The sequence below is a fragment of the Vibrio sp. Scap24 genome (assembly GCF_013394185.1).
In the GTDB taxonomy this organism is placed as follows: domain Bacteria; phylum Pseudomonadota; class Gammaproteobacteria; order Enterobacterales; family Vibrionaceae; genus Vibrio; species Vibrio pomeroyi.
The window spans coordinates 2,303,945-2,326,580 of record NZ_CP041332.1 but is presented as its reverse complement, the minus strand read 5'-3'; the positions used below and the strand labels follow the sequence as shown (position 1 = coordinate 2,326,580).

General features: G+C 45.7%; 17 protein-coding genes and 1 other RNA gene. All 18 read right to left on the bottom strand.

Going from position 1 to position 22,636, the window contains the following annotated elements; translation table 11 throughout:
* Positions 1-457 precede the first annotated feature (457 nt).
* Positions 458-1,282 (bottom strand): 4-hydroxy-tetrahydrodipicolinate reductase, encoded by an 825-nt coding sequence (gene dapB, locus FLM53_RS10345; protein ID WP_176680907.1) that lies wholly within the window; start codon positions 1,280-1,282, stop codon positions 458-460.
* Between the two features lie 92 nt (positions 1,283-1,374).
* Positions 1,375-1,773 (bottom strand): 8-oxo-dGTP diphosphatase MutT, encoded by a 399-nt coding sequence (gene mutT / locus FLM53_RS10340; protein WP_176680906.1) that lies wholly within the window; start codon positions 1,771-1,773, stop codon positions 1,375-1,377.
* Between the two features lie 345 nt (positions 1,774-2,118).
* Positions 2,119-4,845 (bottom strand): preprotein translocase subunit SecA, encoded by a 2,727-nt coding sequence (secA, locus tag FLM53_RS10335; protein WP_176680905.1) that lies wholly within the window; start codon positions 4,843-4,845, stop codon positions 2,119-2,121.
* 388 nt (positions 4,846-5,233) lie between these two features.
* Positions 5,234-6,151 (bottom strand): UDP-3-O-acyl-N-acetylglucosamine deacetylase, encoded by a 918-nt coding sequence (gene lpxC, locus FLM53_RS10330; protein WP_010434751.1) that lies wholly within the window; start codon positions 6,149-6,151, stop codon positions 5,234-5,236.
* 96 nt (positions 6,152-6,247) lie between these two features.
* Positions 6,248-7,477, bottom strand: coding sequence for a cell division protein FtsZ (gene ftsZ / locus FLM53_RS10325; protein ID WP_017059291.1), 1,230 nt, complete (start codon positions 7,475-7,477; stop codon positions 6,248-6,250).
* 31 nt (positions 7,478-7,508) lie between these two features.
* Entirely contained in the window at positions 7,509-8,777 is a 1,269-nt protein-coding gene (gene ftsA, locus FLM53_RS10320; RefSeq protein WP_010434747.1) for a cell division protein FtsA, read from the bottom strand.
* Positions 8,770-9,462 (bottom strand): cell division protein FtsQ/DivIB, encoded by a 693-nt coding sequence (locus FLM53_RS10315; protein ID WP_017629344.1) that lies wholly within the window; start codon positions 9,460-9,462, stop codon positions 8,770-8,772. The genes ftsA and FLM53_RS10315 overlap by 8 nt, the downstream gene beginning before the upstream one ends.
* Before the next feature lie 278 nt (positions 9,463-9,740).
* On the bottom strand, positions 9,741-11,201 hold the full coding sequence (gene murC, locus FLM53_RS10310) for a UDP-N-acetylmuramate--L-alanine ligase (RefSeq protein ID WP_176680904.1): 1,461 nt from the start codon (positions 11,199-11,201) through the stop codon (positions 9,741-9,743).
* Positions 11,202-11,214: 13 nt separating this feature from the next.
* Positions 11,215-12,276 (bottom strand): undecaprenyldiphospho-muramoylpentapeptide beta-N-acetylglucosaminyltransferase, encoded by a 1,062-nt coding sequence (gene murG / locus FLM53_RS10305; protein WP_176680903.1) that lies wholly within the window; start codon positions 12,274-12,276, stop codon positions 11,215-11,217.
* Positions 12,277-12,288: 12 nt separating this feature from the next.
* Positions 12,289-13,485 carry a cell division protein FtsW gene (gene ftsW, locus FLM53_RS10300; protein ID WP_176680902.1) on the bottom strand — a complete coding sequence of 399 codons (1,197 nt, stop codon included), beginning with the start codon at positions 13,483-13,485 and terminating at the stop codon, positions 12,289-12,291.
* A gap of 22 nt (positions 13,486-13,507) precedes the next feature.
* On the bottom strand, positions 13,508-14,824 hold the full coding sequence (murD, locus tag FLM53_RS10295) for a UDP-N-acetylmuramoyl-L-alanine--D-glutamate ligase (RefSeq protein WP_176680901.1): 1,317 nt from the start codon (positions 14,822-14,824) through the stop codon (positions 13,508-13,510).
* Between the two features lie 57 nt (positions 14,825-14,881).
* Positions 14,882-15,964, bottom strand: a complete 1,083-nt coding sequence (gene mraY, locus FLM53_RS10290) for a phospho-N-acetylmuramoyl-pentapeptide-transferase (RefSeq protein WP_048658030.1) — start codon at positions 15,962-15,964, stop codon at positions 14,882-14,884.
* The gene (gene murF / locus FLM53_RS10285; RefSeq protein WP_176680900.1) at positions 15,961-17,334 is read right to left on the bottom strand and encodes a UDP-N-acetylmuramoyl-tripeptide--D-alanyl-D-alanine ligase; all 1,374 of its coding nucleotides are present in this window, start codon (positions 17,332-17,334) and stop codon (positions 15,961-15,963) included. Before murF ends, mraY begins: the two co-directional genes overlap by 4 nt.
* Positions 17,334-18,818: a UDP-N-acetylmuramoyl-L-alanyl-D-glutamate--2,6-diaminopimelate ligase gene (murE, locus tag FLM53_RS10280; protein WP_176680899.1), complete on the bottom strand. Its 1,485-nt coding sequence runs from the start codon at positions 18,816-18,818 to the stop codon at positions 17,334-17,336. Before murE ends, murF begins: the two co-directional genes overlap by 1 nt.
* A gap of 18 nt (positions 18,819-18,836) precedes the next feature.
* Complete coding sequence (locus FLM53_RS10275) at positions 18,837-20,594, bottom strand: penicillin-binding transpeptidase domain-containing protein (protein WP_132762223.1); 1,758 nt, start codon at positions 20,592-20,594, stop codon at positions 18,837-18,839.
* Positions 20,591-20,908 (bottom strand): cell division protein FtsL, encoded by a 318-nt coding sequence (gene ftsL, locus FLM53_RS10270; protein WP_176680898.1) that lies wholly within the window; start codon positions 20,906-20,908, stop codon positions 20,591-20,593. Before ftsL ends, FLM53_RS10275 begins: the two co-directional genes overlap by 4 nt.
* 3 nt (positions 20,909-20,911) lie before the next feature.
* Positions 20,912-21,862, bottom strand: a complete 951-nt coding sequence (rsmH, locus tag FLM53_RS10265) for a 16S rRNA (cytosine(1402)-N(4))-methyltransferase RsmH (protein ID WP_017629354.1) — start codon at positions 21,860-21,862, stop codon at positions 20,912-20,914.
* A gap of 228 nt (positions 21,863-22,090) precedes the next feature.
* An RNA gene (gene rnpB, locus FLM53_RS10260) (RNase P RNA component class A) lies at positions 22,091-22,530 on the bottom strand.
* Positions 22,531-22,636 lie beyond the last annotated feature (106 nt).

Here is a 22,636-nt window from a genome sequence, read left to right as displayed (position 1 = left end):
AATCTACCTTCCTGCAACACCAGAAACTGCGTGTTTATGGAAATTAGACAAATTGGCGGTATTTTAGTGATGTGCGTGATACGTGTCAACATTTAACGCAAAAGAAATTAAACATTTGTAAGGACTAATTCAATTTACGCCATCAAAGCTTCAAAAGTTTAACTTTCATGCTCATTTCGGCCGAATATTACGATTTTCTAATTTTCACCCCTCATTTTAGCCAACCATAGAGTGATAAAAATATCAGCAACAAAACGCAATCGATAAATACAAAGAGAAAAGATCGTAATTTAAAGACCTAAAACAAAAAACACACTATAAGCATTAAAAAACAAAGTTAAATAAGGAAAAATCGACGATCAGAAGAAACTAGAGGGAGGTTTGTAAAAGGGATATTACGAGGAAAAATGTACCAAATAAAGAAAGCGCCGGCAACTGCCAGCGCATAAATATCTATTTACAGGTCATTCAAACCTAGGACATCAGTCATGGTATAAAAGCCGGCTGGTTTATCATTTAACCAGACTGCAGCCTTGATTGCGCCATTAGCGAAAGTCATTCGGTCCGTGGCTTTATGAGTAATTTCGACTCGCTCACCGATATCAGCAAACATAGCGGTGTGTTCACCAATGATGTCACCGGCACGAATCGTAGCGAAACCAATCTCATCTTTCGTACGCTCACCAGTAATACCTTCACGTGACCATACGGCTACATCGTTAAGATCATTGCCCATCGCACCAGCAATCGCTTCGCCCATGCCAATCGCTGTACCAGAAGGAGCATCGACTTTATGACGGTGGTGAGCCTCAACGATCTCAACATCACAGTAATCGCCCATGACTTTAGCGGCCTTTTCTAGCAGCTTAAATACCAGGTTCACACCGACACTGTAGTTAGGTGCCATTACGATAGGAATCTCTTTTGAAGCCGCATCAATCACCTGCTTCTCTTCTTCAGAGAAACCCGTCGTACCGATGATTAGCTTTTTACCGTGACGTTTACAAAGTTCAATATTCGCTAATGTGCTAACAGGGGCAGTAAAATCGACAATCACATCAAACTCTTCGATCGCTTTAGACAAGTCATCCACTAGAGCGACATCAAAACGACCTTCACCACATAACTCGCCAACATCAACACCTACCAAAGATGACTCTGGACGCTCTGAACCAGCACCAACACTTGCTTCTGAATTATGATGAGCGGCTTTCACCAAGTTGCGACCCATACGGCCCGCTGCTCCTGCAATTGCAATTCTTACCACTGCGAATATCTCCATTGTTTTGGTTACCGTTGCCACTTATCTCTTGCAGCAACGTTCATTCGATTAATCTCTTTAAACTAACAACAATCTCAAACTCAGGCTAGCAATTACGAAAACTCTTTTACCACTCGCTCTAAAATTGGCACATTTGCTTCAGGGAAGGCGTATTGATTCAATGATTCAAGACTTACCCATTCACCTTGCTGGCCTTCTTTGCCATAAGGTTGCTGTTCAAAGTCGGTCACAAGGATGAAGTCGAACTTAAGCGACTTGTCCGTGTAATCAAATTCAAGGTGCTCAAACAAAGACTGTTCAGTTACTTTAATGCCAATCTCTTCATCCAGTTCACGAGTCATCGCTTGTTCAATGGTTTCGCCCGCTTCAACCTTGCCGCCAGGGAACTCCCAAAAACCACCCTTATGTTTGTCGTCTGGGCGCTTAGTGATAAATACCTGCGACTTATCTTGGTTGAAGATAATGCCCGCTACAATATGGATTCTTTTCATGTGTTGGTGTTCCTTAATAAAACGGTTAACTCACATAGTCCCCGAATACGTCATCCTCAAGAAGGAGGAACGACTGAGTTGGGGATATAAAACAACGTGAGTCTAACTAAACGAGATTCCCTACTACGCTCGTTCCTCGCTATAGGGCATGACGACTTCCTTGTATAACAAAGTAAGCCATGAAATTTACATACAAAAAGAGCCGCCTAAGCGACTCTTTTTATCAATAAGTTTGTTTGAAGCTAAGCTGTGACGTGGTGAGTGCAAGGAAGGGCACGGAGCTTACGTTAGTAAGTGAGTACCTCCGACACTGCAATCATCCGTTACAGCAACGATTCACCAAACTTAGTCAATTTTACCGTGACACTGTTTGTACTTTTTACCACTTCCACATGGGCATGGTTCGTTACGACCCACTTTACGCTCATCACGTACTACCGTTTGTGGAGATGCTGGTTCAGCTTCATCGTCACCTAACTGATTTTCAGCCGTTGCGTGTTGTGCTTGTGCACGACGCGCCGCTTCTTCAGCTTGAGCTTGACGTTGAGCTTCCATCTTTTCTACTTCTTCTTGTTGCTGAACGCGAACTTTAGAAAGGATGGTAATAACATCTGATTTCAGTACTTCTAGTAGACCTTCAAACAGTTCAAACGACTCGCGCTTGTACTCTTGTTTCGGGTTCTTCTGAGCGTAACCACGTAGGTGGATACCTTGACGAAGGTGATCCATCGCAGCCAAGTGCTCTTTCCAAAGGCCATCTAGCGTTTGTAGCATTACAGATTTCTCGAAGTTACGTAGTACTTGAGCACCAACCACTTCTTCTTTCTGTTTGTACGAATCAACCGCCATACCTAGGATACGTTCACGCAGTGCTTCTTCGTAAAGCTTGTCGTCTTCGTCCAACCAACCTTGAATATCGAACTCTAGATCGAAGTCGTTCTTCAGGCGATCTTGCAGACCTGCGATATCCCACATATCTTCAAGCGATTGAGGAGCAATGTACTCATCGATAACCGAAGTAAACACATCTTCACGGTTGTGTTCGATCATTTCGCTGATGTCGTCAGAACTCATCAGTTCATCACGAAGCTCATAAACCACTTTACGTTGGTCATTGGCTACATCATCGTACTCAAGAAGCTGCTTACGAATATCGAAGTTACGACCTTCAACTTTACGTTGTGCTTTTTCAATTGAGCGAGAAAGCATCTTAGATTCGATCGCTTCGCCTTCGTCCATACCACTTTGGATAAGACCAGCCATACGATCCGATGTAAAGATACGTAACAGTGAGTCTTCCATTGATAGGTAGAAACGAGAAGAACCTGCATCACCTTGACGACCAGAACGACCACGTAGCTGGTTATCGATACGACGAGATTCATGACGCTCAGTACCAATGATGTGCAGACCACCTGACTCAAGTACTTTATCGTGGATTACTCTCCAGTCAGCTTTGATCTTATCGATCTGCTCTTGAGTTGGGTTATCCAGCTTCTCAACTTGTGCCTGCCAACTGCCACCTAACACGATATCGGTACCACGACCGGCCATGTTAGTTGCGATAGTAACCGCGCTTGGCGTACCCGCTTGTGCAACGATCTCAGCTTCCATTTCGTGGAACTTAGCGTTTAGAACGTTGTGCTTAATTTTTGCTTTTTTCAGTGCGTTAGACAGTAGCTCAGATTTCTCGATAGAAACTGTACCAACCAGTGATGGCTGACCAGCAGCTACACGGTCTTTAATGTCTTCAATGATCGCATTGAACTTGTCTTCTTCAGTACGATAAACCACATCTGGCATATCGTTACGAACCATAGGCTTATTGGTTGGGATAACCACTGTTTCTAGGCCGTAGATAGACTGGAATTCGAAAGCTTCTGTATCGGCTGTACCTGTCATACCTGACAGTTTTTCGTATAGACGGAAGAAGTTTTGGAAAGTAATCGATGCTAGCGTCTGGTTTTCATTCTGAATCTTCACACCTTCTTTCGCTTCAACAGCTTGGTGTAAACCTTCAGACCAACGACGACCTGGCATTGTACGACCAGTATGTTCATCAACAATAACGACTTCGCCGTCTTCAGTAACGATGTAGTCTACGTTCTTCTCAAACAATACGTGTGCACGAAGCGCTGCATTAACATGGTGCAATAGGCTGATGTTTGTTGGAGAGTAAAGCGTATCGCCCTCTTCCATCAGACCGTTTTTCACCATTAGCTCTTCTACAAATTCTTGACCATTTTCAGTCAGGTGAACCTGCTTCGATTTCTCGTCCATGGTGTAGTGACCTTCACCACGGTATTCTTCAGAATCTTCTTTATCTTGGCGCTCAAGGTTAGGAATTAACGTGTTAATACGCGTGTAAAGATCTGAGCTATCTTCAGCAGGGCCAGAGATAATAAGTGGAGTACGAGCTTCATCAATTAAGATTGAGTCAACTTCATCGACAACAGCAAAGAAGCGTTCGCGTTGAACACGATCTTCAGCACGGAAAGCCATGTTGTCACGTAGGTAATCGAAACCAAACTCGTTGTTTGTTCCGTATAGGATGTCAGCTTGGTACGCTTCTTTTTTCTCTGGCGGAGCCATGTTTGGCACGTTCACGCCAACCGTCATACCAAGGAATTCAAATAATGGGCGGTTTGTTTCCGCATCACGCTTCGCTAGGTAATCGTTCACCGTTACTACGTGAACACCTTTGCTAGGTAGGGCGTTAAGATAAGCTGGTAAGGTTGCTGTAAGAGTCTTACCTTCACCAGTACGCATTTCTGCAATTTGGCCAGCATTTAGAACCATGCCACCAATCATTTGCACGTCAAAGTGACGCATGCCGTAAACACGCTTAGACGCTTCACGTACCGTAGCAAATGCTTCAGGTAGAAGTTGGTCTAGCGATTCACCTTTATCTAAGCGCTCACGAAACTCAACCGTTTTTGCTTTTAGCTCTTCGTCTGAAAGTGCTTCAAACGTTGGTTCGTAGTTATTAATTTCTTTTACAATTTTTCTAAGGCGGCGCAGTGTTCTGTCATTGCGACTGCCAATTACCTTTGTCAGCAGCTTAGTAATCATGTGCTTGGAATCTCTTCGTTCTCAGATCGTCCGCGATCTATTTTAAATGCCGTCAGTCTCTACTAGCTATGAACTAGTCTTCAGTTACTAACCAAGGATACTGAGATAAATCTAGTATCTTTGATATTGTACTTGAGAGTAGAGTTTTCAAGGCTTGAGTTAAAATTAATGCCCTTTAGTGTAAGTAATTTTCACACCAACGACCATTTATAACCCCATTTGTTTGATGTGCTTGGAACTTTTCTTTCTAATTGCTGACGGATTAGCCAGACTGTAGCCCATTGGTAGTCAACTTTCGGATGTTGACGACACTGTATCTGGAAAATAGATACAAAAAAACCAGGTCAATGACCTGGTTTTCGAAATCTTATATTGTTGTAAACAACAATTACGCTAGAACCATTCCTGGCTCAGCAAATGCAACAGGAGAGCCTACTTCTTCTTCGAATGTTGCCCACTCCCAAGCTTCTGCGTCAGCAAGTACTGCACGTAGTAGTTGGTTGTTTAGACCGTGACCTGATTTGTATGCACGGAACTCACCAATAATAGCGTGTCCACACATGTACAAGTCACCAATCGCATCCAGTACTTTGTGAGTTACGAACTCATTGTCAAAACGCAGACCTTCTTCATTAAGAATTCGGTATTCGTCTAGAACGATAGCGTTATCGAAGCTACCGCCAAGTACTAGGTTTTGAGATTGTAGATACTCAATATCGCGCATGAAGCCGAAAGTACGAGCGCGAGAGATTTCTTTCACAAAGCCTTGTGAAGAGAAATCAAACAACAAACGTTGCTCATCAGATTCAATTGCTGGGTGGTTAAAGTCGATCTCAAAGTCCATACGGAAGCCGTTAAATGGAACAAACTCTGCCCACTTATCGCCATCTTCAAAACGGATAGGCTTTTTGATACGAATAAAACGCTTCGCTGCATTCAGTGTTTCCACACCCGCTTGCTGTAGCAAGTATACGAATGGGCTTGCGCTACCATCCATAATTGGGATCTCTGGTGCATCTACTTCAACAATAATGTTGTCGATGCCCATGCCCGCTAGAGCTGCGTTAAGGTGTTCCACTGTAGAGATACGTACGCCTTCGTCATTAACAAGAGCAGTACATAACATAGTGTCACGAACTGATGCTGGATCAGCTGGGAAATCTACAGGTGGATTTACATCTGTACGACGATAAACAATGCCTGTATTTGCAGCTGCCGGGCGAAGAGTAAGTGTGACTTTACGACCAGAGTGGAGACCCACACCAGTTGTTTTCACAATTTCTTTCAGAGTACGTTGTCTGATCATCTGCTTGCCTCGTTATCAGTGCTACAAATCACGGTCAGTATTTACCGACCGCGAATTTTACCATTAATTCGACTATAGTCAAATTTTGGGTGTTTGTTAATCAGCCTGACGTCGTAAGAATGCTGGAATATCTAAATATCCACTCTCTTTCTCAGCTTTAGGTGCAGCACTTTGGCTAGCTCCTGTACCTGAAGAAACAGGTGACGTTGTTGGCTGTGGCTTAACTTGAGGTTTAACCTCAGTTTTTTCTTGCAATGGCTGTGCCACTTTCTCTTCCACTTTTGGTGCAGTTTGAGCCGCTACCTGTGGTTGAGGAGTTGGTGCAACCTTAGCTTTACCACCAGCAACTAAAGTAATGTCTGGTTTTTTCTCTGTACCGATACCTGTTGCAACAACAGTTACGCGGATTTCATCCGTCATATCAGGGTCTAGAGAAGTACCAATCACAACTGTTGCGTTATCAGATGCGAATGCCTTAACTGTGTTACCTACTGTTTCGAACTCATCTAGACGCATATCTAGGCCTGCTGTGATGTTCACAAGAACGCCACGAGCACCAGCTAGGTCGATGTCTTCTAGTAGTGGGCTAGAAATTGCCGTTTCAGCAGCTTCTTCAGCACGGTCTTCACCTTTTGCGATACCGCTACCCATCATTGCATGACCCATCTCAGACATTACGGTGCGAACATCCGCGAAATCGACGTTAATCATACCAGGGCGAGTAATTAGCTCAGCGATACCTTGTACAGCGTTTTTAAGTACATCATTTGCACTTGCGAAAGCTTCTAGCAGTGTTACGCCGCGGCCAAGTACTTTAAGTAGCTTTTCATTTGGAATCGTAATTAAAGAATCCACATGCTTAGAAAGCTCTTCGATACCTTGCTCAGCAAACGCTAAACGCTTTTTGCCTTCAAAGCTGAATGGCTTAGTTACAACAGCAACCGTTAGCACACCCAACTCTTTCGCAACTTCAGCAATAACTGGAGCAGCACCTGTACCAGTACCACCGCCCATACCAGCTGCGATAAATACCATATCGGCGCCAGTTAGAACTTCTTTAATTCTTTCTCGATCTTCGAGAGCTGCATCACGGCCTACTTGTGGGTTTGCACCAGCGCCCAAACCTTTAGTGATATCACCACCAATTTGGATCACGCTGCTCACGCTTGTTTTACGAAGTGCTTGAGCATCAGTGTTAACACTGATGAATTCTACGCCTTCGATTGATTCACGTACCATGTGCTCAACAGCGTTACCGCCACCGCCACCAACTCCAACGACTTTAATTACTGCATCGTCAGACATTTCCATCATCGGTTCAAACATGTGTTATCTCCGTTTTTTCCTGCAACTCAGGTTAAAACTCTTTTTGTATCCAATTACGCAATTTGCCAAACAAACCAGACATAGAAGGTGCTGAACGCTTAGGTTCGCTGTAATCACCTTCATCACTGATCTGACAATCTCTTGCGTAATGAAGTAAACCAACCGCCGTAGAATGATACGGCTCTTTAACATAGTCAGTTAAGCCACTAACTTCTAATGGCTTACCAACTCGAACTTGATTGCGGAAAACACGTTCCGCACACTCTACCAATCCGTCAATTTGTGCCGCTCCACCAGTGAGAACGACGCCAGCTGCAAGGTGGTGTTTAATACCTTCATCTCGTAGCTGTAATTGAACCGTATCAATAGTTTGGTTAACGAGGCCCATAAGTTCAGTGTAACGTGGTTCAATCACTTCCGACAAAGTTTGTCGCTGCAAACTTCTCGATGGGCGACCACCAACACTTGGGACGTTAACAGAGTCATCCTTGCTTACGAGTTCACTCAGAGCGCAACCATGGTTTACTTTTATCTCTTCAGCATCGCTCACTGGCGTGCCGAAAGCGAAGGCAATATCACTGGTTACTGCATTTCCTGCGTAGGAAAAGACTTCTGTGTGTCGCAGTGCGCCGCCAGTCCAAATGGAAATATCCATCGTACCCGCGCCGATATCCACCACACATACTCCAAGCTCTCTCTCGTCTTCAGTAATTACCGCATTACTTGAGGCAAGTCCTGAAAACACGATCTGTTCTACTGTGAGACCACATCGTTCAACAGCTTTAATAATGTTTCTCGCCATATCGCTATGGCAAGAAATTAGGTGAACGCTGACTTCCATTCGAACACCAGATAAGCCAAGTGGGTTCTTAATCCCTTCTTGATAATCGATGGTAAATTCTTGTGGGATCACGTGCAGAATTCTCTGCTCATCACCTATTTTAATTGATTTTGCGGTATGGATCGCTCGATCCATATCGTCTTGAGACACCTCTTCATCAGAGATTGTGCCCATGCCTTTTTCAATTCGGCTTGCGATATGTTTGCCCGATAGCGAGATAAACACATTGCTGATTTGGCATTCCGCCATCAACTCTGCTTGATCAATAGCTCGCTGAACCGACTTAACTACCGACTCTAGGTCGTTTACACCACCTTTATCCATACCTCTGGATGGGCTTTGCCCAGAACCAATGATATTGATTTGACCATCAGGCAATATTTCACCAACCAGAGCTGATATGGTCGCAGTGCCTATATCAAGACCAACGATTATGTTGTCATCTGCGGTCTTAGTCATCTGTGCTCTCTTCTAACTCTTGCTCTGGAAACCAGCCTACAGCGGCTCCCGTATCATACCTGAGGTCGATGTAGCTCACTTGATTCGCCTTACTACCTAACTCGTTGTAAAGCGAAATGAAGCGTTCAACACGCTCATCTAAAGAATCTTTACCTAGTTCTAAACGGATACCGTTATCTAGGATTATTTGCCAAGCGCGACGCTCATTGAGAACGAGCGAGGTAACGGTTAACCCTAGGCTGTTAATCAAAGGGGTTATCTGTCGCCACTTTTCTATCACTTCTTGGCTGGTGCCGTCTGGGCCGTAAAGCTTAACTCTATCGCCCTTCAAGAGGCCGATATCACCATTGAACACCTGACCATCATCATTCAGCAGCATGTTACCGTTCCAGATTGCTGCCGCATGGTACTCAGTCAAAAATACTTTTATTGTGTCTGGCCACTGCTTACGAATAGAGACAACAGATACCCAAGGTAACGCTTCTAAACTGTCTTGCAACACGCCGATGTCTTGTGACATAAATGTTCCAATGTGTTCAAGCTCGCCAAAGGCATGTTGAACATCACCAGCGGTTACGTAAGTTAAGTCGCCTTGAAGTACTATTTTGGAGAGAGGCAATCGCTGATCGTCCCACATCCAAGTCAGTGTGGTATAGAAAAGAAACCCAATGAATAGCAATACCATGACAAAAAAAGACCCGCCTAAGGCGTGTTTCTTGAGCGACGGTAAACTGAATAGGTGGCGGTTTTCGCTAAAAGTACTTTCTACCAAAGCCCGCATTCCCTGTCGTTGGTTCGCAATTCTATTCCCTATCTTCGTAATAGAGGTAAAAGCACTTACTTTAACCTATGAATTATACTGAGCAAAATCAAACTATCAAACGTTGATAATAAGATTTTTGGTCAATTTTAGGTCAATCGCAAGAAGTGAGCGATCGACCACAGTATGTAGACGCTATTCTGTTACGCGTTCCGCATTTGATTAATGTCTAATTGTAGCGATTCAAGTTGCTTAGCTACACGACCAACATCACCTGCACCCTGCGTTAAAACAAGGTCGCCGCCTTGAATTACGTTCGCTAGAACCGATGGCAGTGTGTTGATATCAGCAACAAAGATTGGATCAATCTTACCACGCCCACGAATGGTTCGACTTAATGAACGTCCGTCAGCCCCTGCAATTGGTTTCTCACCAGCTGAATACACATCTAATAAGATTAAGACATCAACTTGTTCAAGAACGTTCGCAAAATCATCATATAAATCACGTGTTCGGCTGTAGCGGTGCGGTTGGAAGATCATTACAAGACGTTTGTCAGTCCAGCCACTGCGAGCCGCTTGAATCGTCACATCCACTTCCGTTGGGTGATGACCGTAATCATCGACCAACATCGCGACGCCTTTACCCGTTTCGTACTCTCCAAGATGATCGAAACGACGACCAGTACCTTCCGTTCCCGCCATCGCTTTTAGAATCGCTTCATCGCTGATGTCGTCTTCAGTCGCTACCGCAATCGCCGCTGATGCATTCAGTGCGTTGTGGCGACCTGGAATGTTCAACGTAATATCTAGGTTCGCTTTGCCTTCACGCACAACCGTAAACTTGCCTTGCTGACCTTCTTGTACGTAGTTTTCAATGCGAATGTCCGCATCTTCGGAGAAACCGTAAGTAATCACTTGGCGGCTTACCTGAGGGATAAGCTCGCGTACTACTGGGTCATCTACACACATCACAGCCTGGCCGTAGAACGGTAGGTTATGTAGGAAATCGATAAACGTCTGCTTTAGCGTTTCGAAGTCGCCGCCATAGGTATCCATATGATCCGCTTCAATGTTAGTTACAATACTAACCATTGGTTGCAGATGTAAGAATGACGCATCACTTTCGTCAGCTTCAGCGATAAGGATACGGCTCGACCCTAGACGTGCGTTTGTGCCTGCACTTTTCACCAAACCACCGTTGACGAAGGTTGGATCTAAGCCAGCTTCAGAATAAATTTGTGTAACCAAAGCCGTTGTTGTTGTTTTACCGTGCGTACCTGCCACAGCAATGCCATGACGAAAACGCATCAGCTCAGCCAGCATTTCTGCACGACGAACAATAGGGGTACGCGCTTCACGAGCGGCAATAATCTCTGGGTTTTCTTCGTTGATAGCGGTTGATACCACCACCACACTTGCATCGGCAACGTTACTTGCTTGGTGACCAATGTAAACGGTCGCGCCCTTGCTGACTAAACGATCAGTCACTGGGTTTTGAGCAATATCAGAACCTGTGATTTGGTAGCCTTCATTTAGCAGGACTTCAGCGATCCCGCTCATGCCTGCACCACCAATACCAATGAAGTGGATAGATTTAACACGGCGCATCTCTGGCACCATTGCACGGATTTGCGCTAAGTCTTGGGTATGTTCAATCGTCATCAATTCAATCTCATTATTTTGCTAAAGCTTTAATCGCTTCAGCGACGGTCACATCAGCATCAAGCTTGGCTGCTTGACGAGCTTTTGTTGCCATCATTTTTAATTCATTTCTATCAAGCTCGGCGATCGTGTTCGCTAGCTTATCAGCCGTCAGTTGAGGCTGTTCAATCATTAACGCTGCGCCACACTCAACTAAGTGATCGGCGTTCAGCGCTTGTTGTCTGTCTTTGTGCATAAACGGAACGAAGATAGAGCCCACACCCGCCGCAGACACTTCTGATACGGTTAATGCTCCTGAGCGACACACTAATAGATCTGCCCACTCATAAGCTTGCGCCACATCATCAATAAATTCAGTCACTTGAACATTATCTACAGAATGTGATTTGTATTGCTCAATGACTTGTTGTTGGTTGTTCTTGCCCGCTTGGTGCATCACTGTGAAGCCTTCGCCAAGCTTCGCCATCGTCACTGGCAAAGTATCATTAAGGATCTTAGCGCCTTGGCTACCGCCCATCACTAATATACGGATATCGCCGTCACGCTCAGCCATGCGTAGCTCTGGTTCAGCTAAGGCAACCACATCTTCACGTACAGGGTTACCAACCACTTCCGCAGTAGGAAATGCACCAGGGAAAGCTTGGAATACCTTCTTAGCAATTTTAGACAGCCATTGATTCGTTAAACCTGCCACTGCATTTTGCTCATGCAGTACCACCGGAATACCAGACAACCATGCCGCGATACCGCCGGGACCACTTACGTAGCCGCCCATACCAAGCACCACATCTGGCTGCCATGCTTTGATATGCTGCCTTGCTTGAAGTATGGCATTGATAATCTGGAACGGCGCTTTAATTAGCTTGCTAATACCTTGACCTCGAAGGCCTTTCACCTTGATGAAGTCGATTTCAATACCATGCTTTGGCACTAAATCCGCTTCCATTCTGTCAGCGGTTCCTAACCAGCGAATTTCCCAACCTTGCTGCTGAAGCTTTTTAGCTACCGCTAACCCTGGGAAAACGTGACCGCCAGTACCACCAGCCATCACTAAAAGTTTTTTGTTTTGTTTCATCACGTTAGATTCTTATTCTACTAATTCGTTTTGATTGTCGGCTTGTTCTTTTTGTTGTATCCGGCATTCGTGATCGATACGCAGCAGCATAGAAACCGCCACCGACATCACGATAAGACTTGAACCACCATAACTGATCAACGGTAAGGTTAGACCTTTAGTTGGAACAATACCTGAAGCAGCGCCTACGTTAACAAGCGTTTGAAAAGCAAACCAAATACCAATACCGAAAGCCAAATAGCCACTGAACACTTGGTCGTTATCGAAGGCTTTTTTGCCAATAAAAATGGCTTTAAACACCAAGCTAAAGATCAGCATCAACACTAAAGTAACACCGACGAAACCAAGCTCTTCTGCCAAGACCGCAAATACAAAGTCGGTATGCGCTTCCGGTAGGTATTCGAGTTTTTGAATTGAGTTGCCAAGCCCCTGTCCCATCCAATCACCACGACCGAACGCCATCAATGATTGAGTTAACTGGTAGCCACTGCCGAACGGGTCATTCCAAGGTTCCCAGAAGGAGGTCACACGTCGAACACGGTAAGGTTCTATGACAATCAAGCCAACAACGGCGGCAATGCCCGCCACCATCAAGGCAATAAACTGCGAAAGTTTGGCACCAGCGATAAATAACATGCCGAACAGAGTCACCAACATTACGACTACGGTACCTAAATCGGGTTGACCGAGCAGCAACACAGCAAAGGCGCCAAACACCATGATAGGTTTACCGAAACCACCGAAGAAGGTTTTCCTCACTTCGTCTTGTTTTCGAACCAAGTAGCCCGCCATAAAGATAAACAGTGATAGCTTAGCGACTTCGGCTGGCTGAAGGTTAAATAGGCCGAGAGGGATCCAACGCGATGCACCGTTAACTGACTTACCGACCGCTAATACCACGATCAGCAAGAAGAAGGACAAGCCCAGTAAGTACATACTGTATTGAAACCAGCGTTGCATCGGAATCTGCAATATGACACTGGACACACCTAACGCCAACACAAGGAAGATGGCATGACGGAACATAAAGTGAAACGGCTGATCGGTTAAACGAGCACTGATTGGGAACGAAGCCGACGTTACCATTACCAAGCCCGTCAGCATCAGTCCAAGAGCAATCCATACCAATTGACGATCGTAGAGCGCCTCTGGTGTGGCACGGTTAAGCCATTGCCAAATAGATTGATTGATCTCTTTCACTCTTTGCACTGAATGTTAGTCCTTCAACACGTTAGGCATACTCATGAGCAAGGTCAGTGAACGCGTCACCTCTCGCCATGAAATTATTAAATTGATCGAAGCTCGCGCACGCAGGAGACAACATCACCATATCTCCAGCCACCAGTTGTGGTGAGATAGATTCGATTATCTGCTGCATGGTCTCGAACTTTTGAGCTGATGGATGCAGCGGCATAAATTGCGCAGCATCTTCACCGAAGCAACACAACTGAACACGCTCTAGTTGCGTTAATACAGGTTTAAGCTCGCTAAAGTCAGCACCTTTACCAACGCCACCAACCAAGAGATACAAAGTACCTTGGTACTCTAAACCGGACAGAGCCGCTAATGTGCTCGCTACGTTGGTTGCTTTTGAGTCGTTAACCCATTTGATTTCGCGCTTGTCAGCCACCACTTGGCAGCGATGAGTCAAACCATTGTAAGCTTTCAAAGCTTCAAGGCTTTTGCTGTAATCAATACCAACTTGCTTCAATAATGCTAAAGAGACTAACGCATTCGCCACATTATGACGTCCAACCAATGTTAAATCTTGAGTAGCAAGTACTGGTTTACCGTTATCGATTAACCACTCAGTGCCATCAATCGTCGATACACCAAACTCTTGGTCATCGAGTCCAAATGTCACCAATGGCATTGTGTGGTCTGGGTAAGTCTCTTTGTCTTCGCGATTTACAATCGCACACTGCGCGTTATTAAAGATTCTTAACTTAGCCTCGCGATAATCAGCCATACCCTGATAGCGATCCATGTGATCTTCTGACAGGTTCAAAAAGGCTGCTGCAGCAAGGTTTAGGTTCGATGTAGTTTCTAACTGGAAGCTTGAGAGCTCAAGAACATATAAATCTGCATCAAGCTCAAGAAGGTCTAAAGCCGGAATTCCAATATTGCCACCGACACCGACGTTAAGGCCAGCCGCTTTAGCAAGCACACCAGTAAGGTCAGTCACCGTACTCTTGCCATTTGAGCCAGTAATCGCCACGACCGGTTTATTCACCGCCCAGCCAAACAACTCGATGTCACCGACAACAGGCGTTCCCGCTTGAAGCACATCTTGAATTTCTGGGGTCGCTAAGGCGATACCTGGATTAGCTACCACTAAATCAGCCTCAGCCAACCATTGGGTATTCCAGCTTCCAGAATGCAGCTCTACCGATTCAGGCAAAGACTCTCTGCCCGGCGGTAGTTCTCGCGTATCGATTACCTTCACATGAGTGTGAGGCTGATATTTTACGAGATGTTTAACGACAGAGAGCCCGGTAATACCGAGCCCCACAACCACTACATTTTGAATATTTTGCCAACGTTCCATTTAAACAAGATGCTCTTAATAGTTTTAAAGAGCCTCTACTCAGAGGCTCGCATAGGATTAACGAACTTTCAGTGTCGCTAGGCCAACCAGTACTAATACCATTGAGATGATCCAGAAGCGCACGATTACGCGCGGTTCAGGCCAACCTTTAAGCTCATAGTGGTGATGAATCGGTGCCATACGGAAAATACGCTGGCCACGCAATTTGTAAGAGCCTACCTGCAGGATTACTGACAGGGTCTCCATTACAAACACACCGCCCATGATAACCAGTACCAACTCTTGGCGAACCAACACAGCAATCACACCCAATGCACCACCCAGTGCTAGAGAGCCAACATCGCCCATGAATACTTGTGCTGGGTAAGTGTTAAACCATAGGAAACCAAGGCCAGCACCTACGATAGCAGTACATACCACAACCAGTTCAGAGGTGTATGGGATGTATGGAATGTGTAAGTATGCCGCGAAGTTAACGTTACCTGTCGCCCAAGCGATAACAGCAAAGCCAGCCGCAACCATAACCGTTGGCATGATCGCCAAGCCATCTAGGCCATCCGTTAGGTTTACCGCGTTACTGGTACCCACAATAACAAAGTAAGTTAGTACAATGTACAGTAAACCAAGCTGTGGCATCACATCTTTGAAGAAAGGAACAACCAATTGCGTTGCAGCGGTGTCGTGACCGTGAGCATACAGAGCAAATGCCACAACCAATGCAATCGCTGATTGCCAGAAATACTTCCAACGCGCAATCAAGCCATCGGTGTTCTTACGAACGACTTTACGATAGTCATCAACAAAACCGACCGCACCGTAACCACCAAGGACAACTAGAACAGCCCAAACGTAAGGGTTTGAAAGATCAGCCCACATCAATACTGTAATAATGATTGCAGCAAGGATCATCACACCGCCCATGGTTGGCGTACCACGTTTGCTGAAGTGAGATTCTGGGCCGTCATTACGAACAACTTGGCCAATTTGTAGCATTTGCAGACGCTCAATTAAACGAGGTCCCATCCACAGCGACAGACACAAAGCTGTCAGAATACTCGCGATTGCACGAAACGATAGGTATTCGAACAAACGGAAGAAAGAAAAGTGTGGCTGTAGTAGCTCTGCAAGCCAAATTATCATGAAAAGTTCTCCTTTAAAGCAGCGGCTATTTTACTCATTCCTGCACTATTCGCGCCTTTGACCAACAAGGTATGTGACGCGTTTTCTGGCAAGCTTAAGTGCTGCTCTATGTGCGCGATCATCGCTTGATGCGTTGCAAAGTGAGTCCCATTACAGACCTCACTAATCACCTTGGTATCATCACCGTAAGTGAGTACATGCTCAAAAGCGAATGGGGCAGCATATTCACCGACTTGACGGTGAAGTGCAAGGCTTTCGTCGCCTAATTCAGCCATATTGCCTAAAATCAACCAACGTTGACCTTTGAAGCTCGACAGCAATTTTGCTGCTGCCTTCATTGCAGGTACGCTGGCGTTATAACTGTCATCTATCAGCTTAATATTCTGACTTAATTGTTGAACCTCAACTCGACCTTTAACCGAGATAAGGTTTGCTAAACCGCTTTTTATTTCCTCAAGCGTGGCACCAAATTGAGTGCTTAACGCTGCAGCTGCCAACGCATTTGCCACGTTGTGCTGACCAATAATGCCAAGTTCGACTGCCATTGCACCTTGCGGTGTCTGCATATCAAAGCAAGCTTCACCTTGCTCATTGATGCGAATATTCTTAGCAAAGTAATCCGCAGCATTATCGCTTTCTGAAAATGTCAGCACCGTTTTATCTGCAAGTACGTCATTCCAAAAGTCACCACCGTTGCTATCTAGATTAACAATAGCAGTATCACCAGCAGCAAGCCCCTGAAAGATTTCACCTTTCGCTTGCTTCACACCATCAATAGAACCAAAACCTTCTAAGTGTGCCGCAGCGACATTGTTCACCAAAGCAACCTGTGGTTTCACTAGCTGAGTAGTGTAAGCAATTTCACCGATATGGTTAGCGCCTAATTCAATCACCGCATAGTCATCGCTTGGCTCACTGCGTAGCAGAGTTAGCGGTACACCAATATCATTGTTGAAGTTACCCGCTGTAAACAGCACCTTGCCACGTTGTTGTAGAATACTCGCGACCATCTCTTTAACGGTCGTCTTACCGCAGCTGCCTGTAATCGCCATAGTTAGAACGTTACATTGCTCGTGAATCCAAGCACTTAGCTGACCTAAAGCAAGTTTAGTGTCTTCAACAACAACTTGAGTAATATTTAGGTCAAGTTTTAGTTCGACTAACAACGCGCTCGCATTAGCTTCTACCGCTTGATGACAAAAGTCATGCGCATCAAAACGTTCACCAACAAGAGCAACAAACAGTGCACCTTCTTCAACAGTGCGAGTGTCAGTAGAAACCGCATTAATAACACTATTGCTCGACTTGCCAGCCTCAATCAGCTGACCGCTCACCGCTGAGCAGATCTGCTCGAGTGATACATCAATCATTATGAAATACCTAAAAGTTGGAGCGCAGACTCGCGATCTGAGTAATGGATCGTTTCGTCTTTCAATACTTGGTAATCCTCATGGCCTTTACCAGCCAAAAGAATAATGTCATTACTGCCAGCCTGTTCTAGAGCAAACTTAACCGCTTGATAGCGATCGTGCTCGACGAATGCAGATTCAGGTTCGCTTAAGCCAGCTAGCATGTCTTTAACAATCAAAGCAGGATCTTCGCTGCGAGGGTTGTCATCTGAAATAATAATTTTGTCGGCGAACTGCTCAGCCGTTACCGCCATCATTGGGCGCTTGCCGGTATCTCGATCACCACCACAGCCAAAGATTGCCCATAGTTTTCCAGAGCAGTGTACACGCAGTGCCGCCAATGCTTTCTCTAGTGCGTCTGGTGTATGTGCGTAATCGACAACGACTTTTGCTTTGTTTGGTACTTGGAACAGTTCCATGCGACCAATCACAGGTTGAAGCTGAGGCGCGGTGTCGACCAAGATTTGCTTGTCGATGCCCAGTGAAAGCAGAGTCGCGAAAGCAACCAACACATTTGATGCGTTGAACTGACCAATTAAAGGAACCGAAAGCTGACCTTGCCCCCAGCTACCATCAAAATTGAGTTTGATGCCTGTCTCTGCATAAGCGACATCAGAGGCCCACACCGACTGTTGGTAACCAGACAACGGAAGCAATGAAACCGCTATCGCATTGGACAAGTCTGACATCCACGCTTTACCTACTTCATCATCTACATTGATCACTGCATGTTTGCATTTATGTTGAGTAAACAGGCTTTTCTTAGCCAATGCGTACTCTTCCATTGTGCCGTGGTAATCAAGGTGATCACGGCTCAGGTTAGTAAATACACCAACCTCAAAATCCAATGCTTTTACTCGGCCTTGAACCAAACCATGAGAAGAGATTTCCATCGCGGTATAAACGGCTTTTTCTTCAGCCAACTCACTCAGCGTGCGCTGTATTTCAATCGCGCTGCCGGTAGTGTTCGCTGCTGTTTTTAGATTATCTAAGAAGCCATTACCTGTAGTGCCCATTACCGCAGAGCGTTGACCAACGAGATCTAACCACTGAGCAATCAATTGAGTGATGGTGGTTTTGCCATTGGTGCCAGTAACACCTATCAGTTTGGTCGCCTGAGAAGAATAAACTCGGCCAGCCAGTTCAGAGAGAATTGAATTGAGCTCTGCTACATAAACAACAGGAACTGAATTTAACCACTCAACCAAGCCATGAGCTTTGTCATCACCAGCCTGTGCAATGACGGCTTTCGCGCCTTGAGCGATGGCTTTATCGATAAAGCGACGACCATCAACGGCATGTCCAACAATGGCAACAAAGGTATCACCGTCCTTGATCGCACGGCTATCTAACTCCAACTGCTCAACAGCAATCGCATCTAGCTCAGAAGAACTGAAGTCTCCCCAAGGAGAAAGTAAAGATGACAGCGTGAGGCTATTACTCATATTGAATCCTGATTGGCTCTATTCTTGAAATTTGTTTTCATCAGCAGGGACATTGAGTATTTGCAGTGCACCCTTCATGATTTCAGAAAAAACGGGGGCTGCAACTGAACCGCCATAGTAAAGGTCACCCTGAGGTTCATTGACCACAACAACCAGCGCCACTCTTGGGTCACTAACAGGGGCAAAGCCTGCGGTGATCGCAATGTATTCATCACTGTACCCGCCCGCTTCAGCCTTACGAGATGTACCCGTTTTGGCTGCAACTCGGTAACCTGGTACAGCAGCTCTTGTTGCCGTACCGCCTTTTTGAGTCACCCCTTCTAGCATATTCAACACCAGTTCCGCGTTCTCGCGCTTGATGATCTGCTTTGAAAAATCTTGGTCGTTACTCTTAATAATATGAATCGGTTCATACATGCCTTTGTTAGCCAACGTCGCATAAGCATGCGCTAATTGCATCGGCGTAACCGACAAGCCATAACCGAATGATAAGGTAGCAATTTCAAACTTAGACCAACGACGTCGATTCGGGAAAATACCACTGGTTTCACCGATTAAGTTCAGACCAGACATCTCGCCTAGACCAACAGAGCTGTACATTCCAAGTAAGGCTTCTAGTGGCATGTTAAGTGCCAATTTCGCCACACCGATGTTACTCGACTTCTTGAGGATCAAAGCTAAGTCAGCCTTACCCACTTTAGAAGAGTCTCGTACACGGCTACCACCGATTTGCATGATGCCATTGCCAGTATCAATAACGATATCTGGGTCTGCGGTACCGTTCTCTAAGGCTGCCAAAACCACAAACGGTTTTACTGTAGAGCCGGGCTCCATCGCATCGGTCAGCACGCGGTTACGCATTTTAAAACTTTGTAAGTCAGCACGATTGTTCGGGTTGTATGAAGGGGCATTAACCATAGCCAACACGGCACCGGTTTTTACATCTAATAAAATCGCAGAGCCAGAAGTCGCCTTATGATCGGCCACGGCCTGCTTAATTGCTCGATACGCAATGGCTTGTAATCGTTGATCGATCGTTAATTCAAGAGGCTTACCCTCTTCACGCTCTTCTAGAGCAATGTTTTCAACAACACGCCCGTAACGGTCTTTACGGATAGTTCGCTTACCCGCCTCGCCCGTTAGCCATTTATCATAGCTGCGCTCAACGCCTTCTAGGCCGTGACCATCTATTCCGGTCACACCAATAAGGTGCGCACTGACTTCGCCTGCTGGGTAATAACGTCGAGATTCAGCTTTAAGGCCAACACCCACCAGCTTTAGCTCACGAATGTACTTAGCCATCGCAGGGCTAACTTGTCTTTGTAAATAAATAAATCGGCGGGATTTGTTGCTAGAGATCTTGTCGATCATCGATTGACGTTCTAGGCCAAGTACATCGGCTAACGCATACCAACGATCAATTTGAGCCATGCCATTTTTATCGAAAATGGTCTTAGGGTCGGCCCATACCGCTTCTACCGGAACACTCACAGCAAGCGGTTCGCCATTGCGGTCAGAGATAATACCGCGAGCGGAAGGAATAGCTTTAACACGTACCGAGCGAAGGTCACCCTGACGAATTAAATTATCTGGTTCAATGATTTGGATGTAAGCCACACGACCTACGAGTGCAGCAAAGGCAAGAAACACGAAAGCAATAACAACGTTAAAACGCCATTTAATCAGAATGGGATCCGAATCCTTTTCGCTCTTCACACGCTCTTTCGTTGGTTTCTTAACGGTTTTCGCGGGTGCTTTTTCCTTTTTACCGGTCATTTCAGTGTGATCACAACTTCTTTGTCAGAGTCTGGACGTTTCATGTCTAGCTCTCGTTTCGCCGATGCTTGAACACGGCTGTGTTCAGCCAAAGCCGTCTCTTCAAGCATTAAATTTCGCCACTCATCATCAAGCTGTTCTCGCTCCACTAATGCCATGTCTTTTTGCGTGATCGCCTGACGTGACATATGTGTCGTAAGAACGACCCCCATCGCACTCGCGAAGATACAGATAAGAAGCACCAATGGGACTTTACCCACGGAGATCAAATCAAAAAATATTATCTTGGTTAAGTTTGGTTTGGAGGTCTTCATTGACTATAGCTTTTCTGCGATTCGTAATACTGAGCTACGTGAACGAGTATTCTCATCCACTTCGCCTTTCGATGGTTTGATCGCCTTACCTACTGGCTTAAGATCAGCACTGCCTAGCGCTTTGATCTGCTCTTCAGTCAAAGGTAAGCCGTGTGGAACTTGAGGGCCTTGGCTCTCTTTACGGATAAAGCGTTTCACCATGCGATCTTCAAGTGAGTGGAAGCTGATAACAGACAAACGGCCTTCAGGAGCAAGAATGCTTGCCGCGCCTTTTAGTGCCGTATCGATCTCTTCAAGTTCACTGTTGATGTAGATGCGGAATGCTTGGAAAGCACGTGTCGCTGGGTGCTTTTTCTCTTTGAAGCTCTTTGGAGCCACATCAGAGATAAGCTTAGCCAACTGGCCAGTACGCGTTAACGGTTCGTTCTCTTCGTTTTCTTGATAAGCAATGATGCCTTTCGCGATACGACGAGCGTGTTTGTCTTCACCAAACTCACGAATAACCCATGTGATGTCATCTAGATCCGCTTCAACCAACCACTGAGAGACAGGAATGCCTGACGTTGGATCCATACGCATATCAAGCGGGCCGTCTTTCATAAAGCTAAAGCCACGTTCTGCATCATCTAACTGTGGTGAAGAAACACCTAAATCCAGTAAAACGCCATCCACTTGACCGACTAAGTCATAACGCTCTGCATATTCAGCCATACCTGAGAAAGGGCCGTGAATAATCGTAAAGCGAGGGTCATCAATCTTTTGTGCTTCTGCAATCGCTTGTGGATCGCGGTCGATACTAAAGAGTCGTCCATTCTCGCCCAGTTTAGACAGGATTGTACGGCTGTGACCACCACGGCCAAAAGTACCATCGATGTAGGTACCGTCAGGTTTGATCGCAAGTCCGTCAATAGATTCGTTAAGCAATACTGAAATATGTTTGAATGCTTCTGTCATAGTCTTCTCAGTGAGTGGATTGAGCCAATAGTTCGGCAATAATTTGTTCTGTTAACGTTTTAGTGTACTGATTTCGCGCTGTATCTCCACCATATTGTGTATAGGCTTTGGGAATTTTTGACCCAAGCTCATATCAGGATGAAGGATTCTAAGGAAATCTAAATAATTTACGTCAATATAAAGCAAAAAACCCATCACTACCGTTAAGTAATGATGGGTTCTTTAGATAGGTGGAGTTGACACATACGCCGGGTTCTGTTCCGCTTGCGCGGCGGTAACCATTCGTCTAGGCCTGCAATCGCTCACAGGCTCAAGCAATCTACCCGCCCCCATACGCGAGCAACGCAATGTGAGGGCCTATTTGATCTTGCTCCGGGTGGAGTTTACCTTGCTACGAACTGTTGCCAGTCGCACGGTGCGCTCTTACCGCACCCTTTCAGCCTTACCTGTGCCTCTTCCGAAGAAATGAGGCCATCGGCGGTCTTCTCTCTGCTGCACTTGTCGTGGGCTCGCGCCCCCCAGACGTTATCTGGCACCCTGCTCTATGGAGCCCGGACGTTCCTCCCCTCTGCCAGTCTCCCGAAGGACTTCAACGTCAGTTTCCCGAAGGACCTCAACGTCAGTCTCCCGAAGGACATCAGCAAAGCAGCGATTACCCGTTCAACTCCGAGGGCGGATTGTATAGAGATTAGAGTGCAGTGTCTAGCGAGATCACAAATATGCTGCAAACCGCTAAGTAAACGCATGAATTTCACACAATCTAGGCAAAAAAAG

Excerpts from the sequence above, each read along its gene's own strand:
- secA (WP_176680905.1), bottom strand. The coding sequence starts at position 4,845 with ATGATTACTAAGCTGCTGACAAAGGTAATTGGCAGTCGCAATGACAGA.
- murE (WP_176680899.1), bottom strand. The coding sequence starts at position 18,818 with ATGAGTAATAGCCTCACGCTGTCATCTTTACTTTCTCCTTGGGGAGAC.
- ftsZ (WP_017059291.1), bottom strand. The coding sequence starts at position 7,477 with ATGTTTGAACCGATGATGGAAATGTCTGACGATGCAGTAATTAAAGTC.
- murD (WP_176680901.1), bottom strand. The coding sequence starts at position 14,824 with ATGGAACGTTGGCAAAATATTCAAAATGTAGTGGTTGTGGGGCTCGGT.
- dapB (WP_176680907.1), bottom strand. The coding sequence starts at position 1,282 with ATGGAGATATTCGCAGTGGTAAGAATTGCAATTGCAGGAGCAGCGGGC.
- ftsL (WP_176680898.1), bottom strand. The coding sequence starts at position 20,908 with ATGAAGACCTCCAAACCAAACTTAACCAAGATAATATTTTTTGATTTG.
- murF (WP_176680900.1), bottom strand. The coding sequence starts at position 17,334 with ATGATTGATGTATCACTCGAGCAGATCTGCTCAGCGGTGAGCGGTCAG.
- ftsA (WP_010434747.1), bottom strand. The coding sequence starts at position 8,777 with ATGACTAAGACCGCAGATGACAACATAATCGTTGGTCTTGATATAGGC.
- rsmH (WP_017629354.1), bottom strand. The coding sequence starts at position 21,862 with ATGACAGAAGCATTCAAACATATTTCAGTATTGCTTAACGAATCTATT.
- mraY (WP_048658030.1), bottom strand. The coding sequence starts at position 15,964 with ATGATAATTTGGCTTGCAGAGCTACTACAGCCACACTTTTCTTTCTTC.
- lpxC (WP_010434751.1), bottom strand. The coding sequence starts at position 6,151 with ATGATCAGACAACGTACTCTGAAAGAAATTGTGAAAACAACTGGTGTG.
- FLM53_RS10275 (WP_132762223.1), bottom strand. The coding sequence starts at position 20,594 with ATGACCGGTAAAAAGGAAAAAGCACCCGCGAAAACCGTTAAGAAACCA.
- murC (WP_176680904.1), bottom strand. The coding sequence starts at position 11,201 with ATGACGATTGAACATACCCAAGACTTAGCGCAAATCCGTGCAATGGTG.
- murG (WP_176680903.1), bottom strand. The coding sequence starts at position 12,276 with ATGAAACAAAACAAAAAACTTTTAGTGATGGCTGGTGGTACTGGCGGT.
- FLM53_RS10315 (WP_017629344.1), bottom strand. The coding sequence starts at position 9,462 with ATGGTATTGCTATTCATTGGGTTTCTTTTCTATACCACACTGACTTGG.
- mutT (WP_176680906.1), bottom strand. The coding sequence starts at position 1,773 with ATGAAAAGAATCCATATTGTAGCGGGCATTATCTTCAACCAAGATAAG.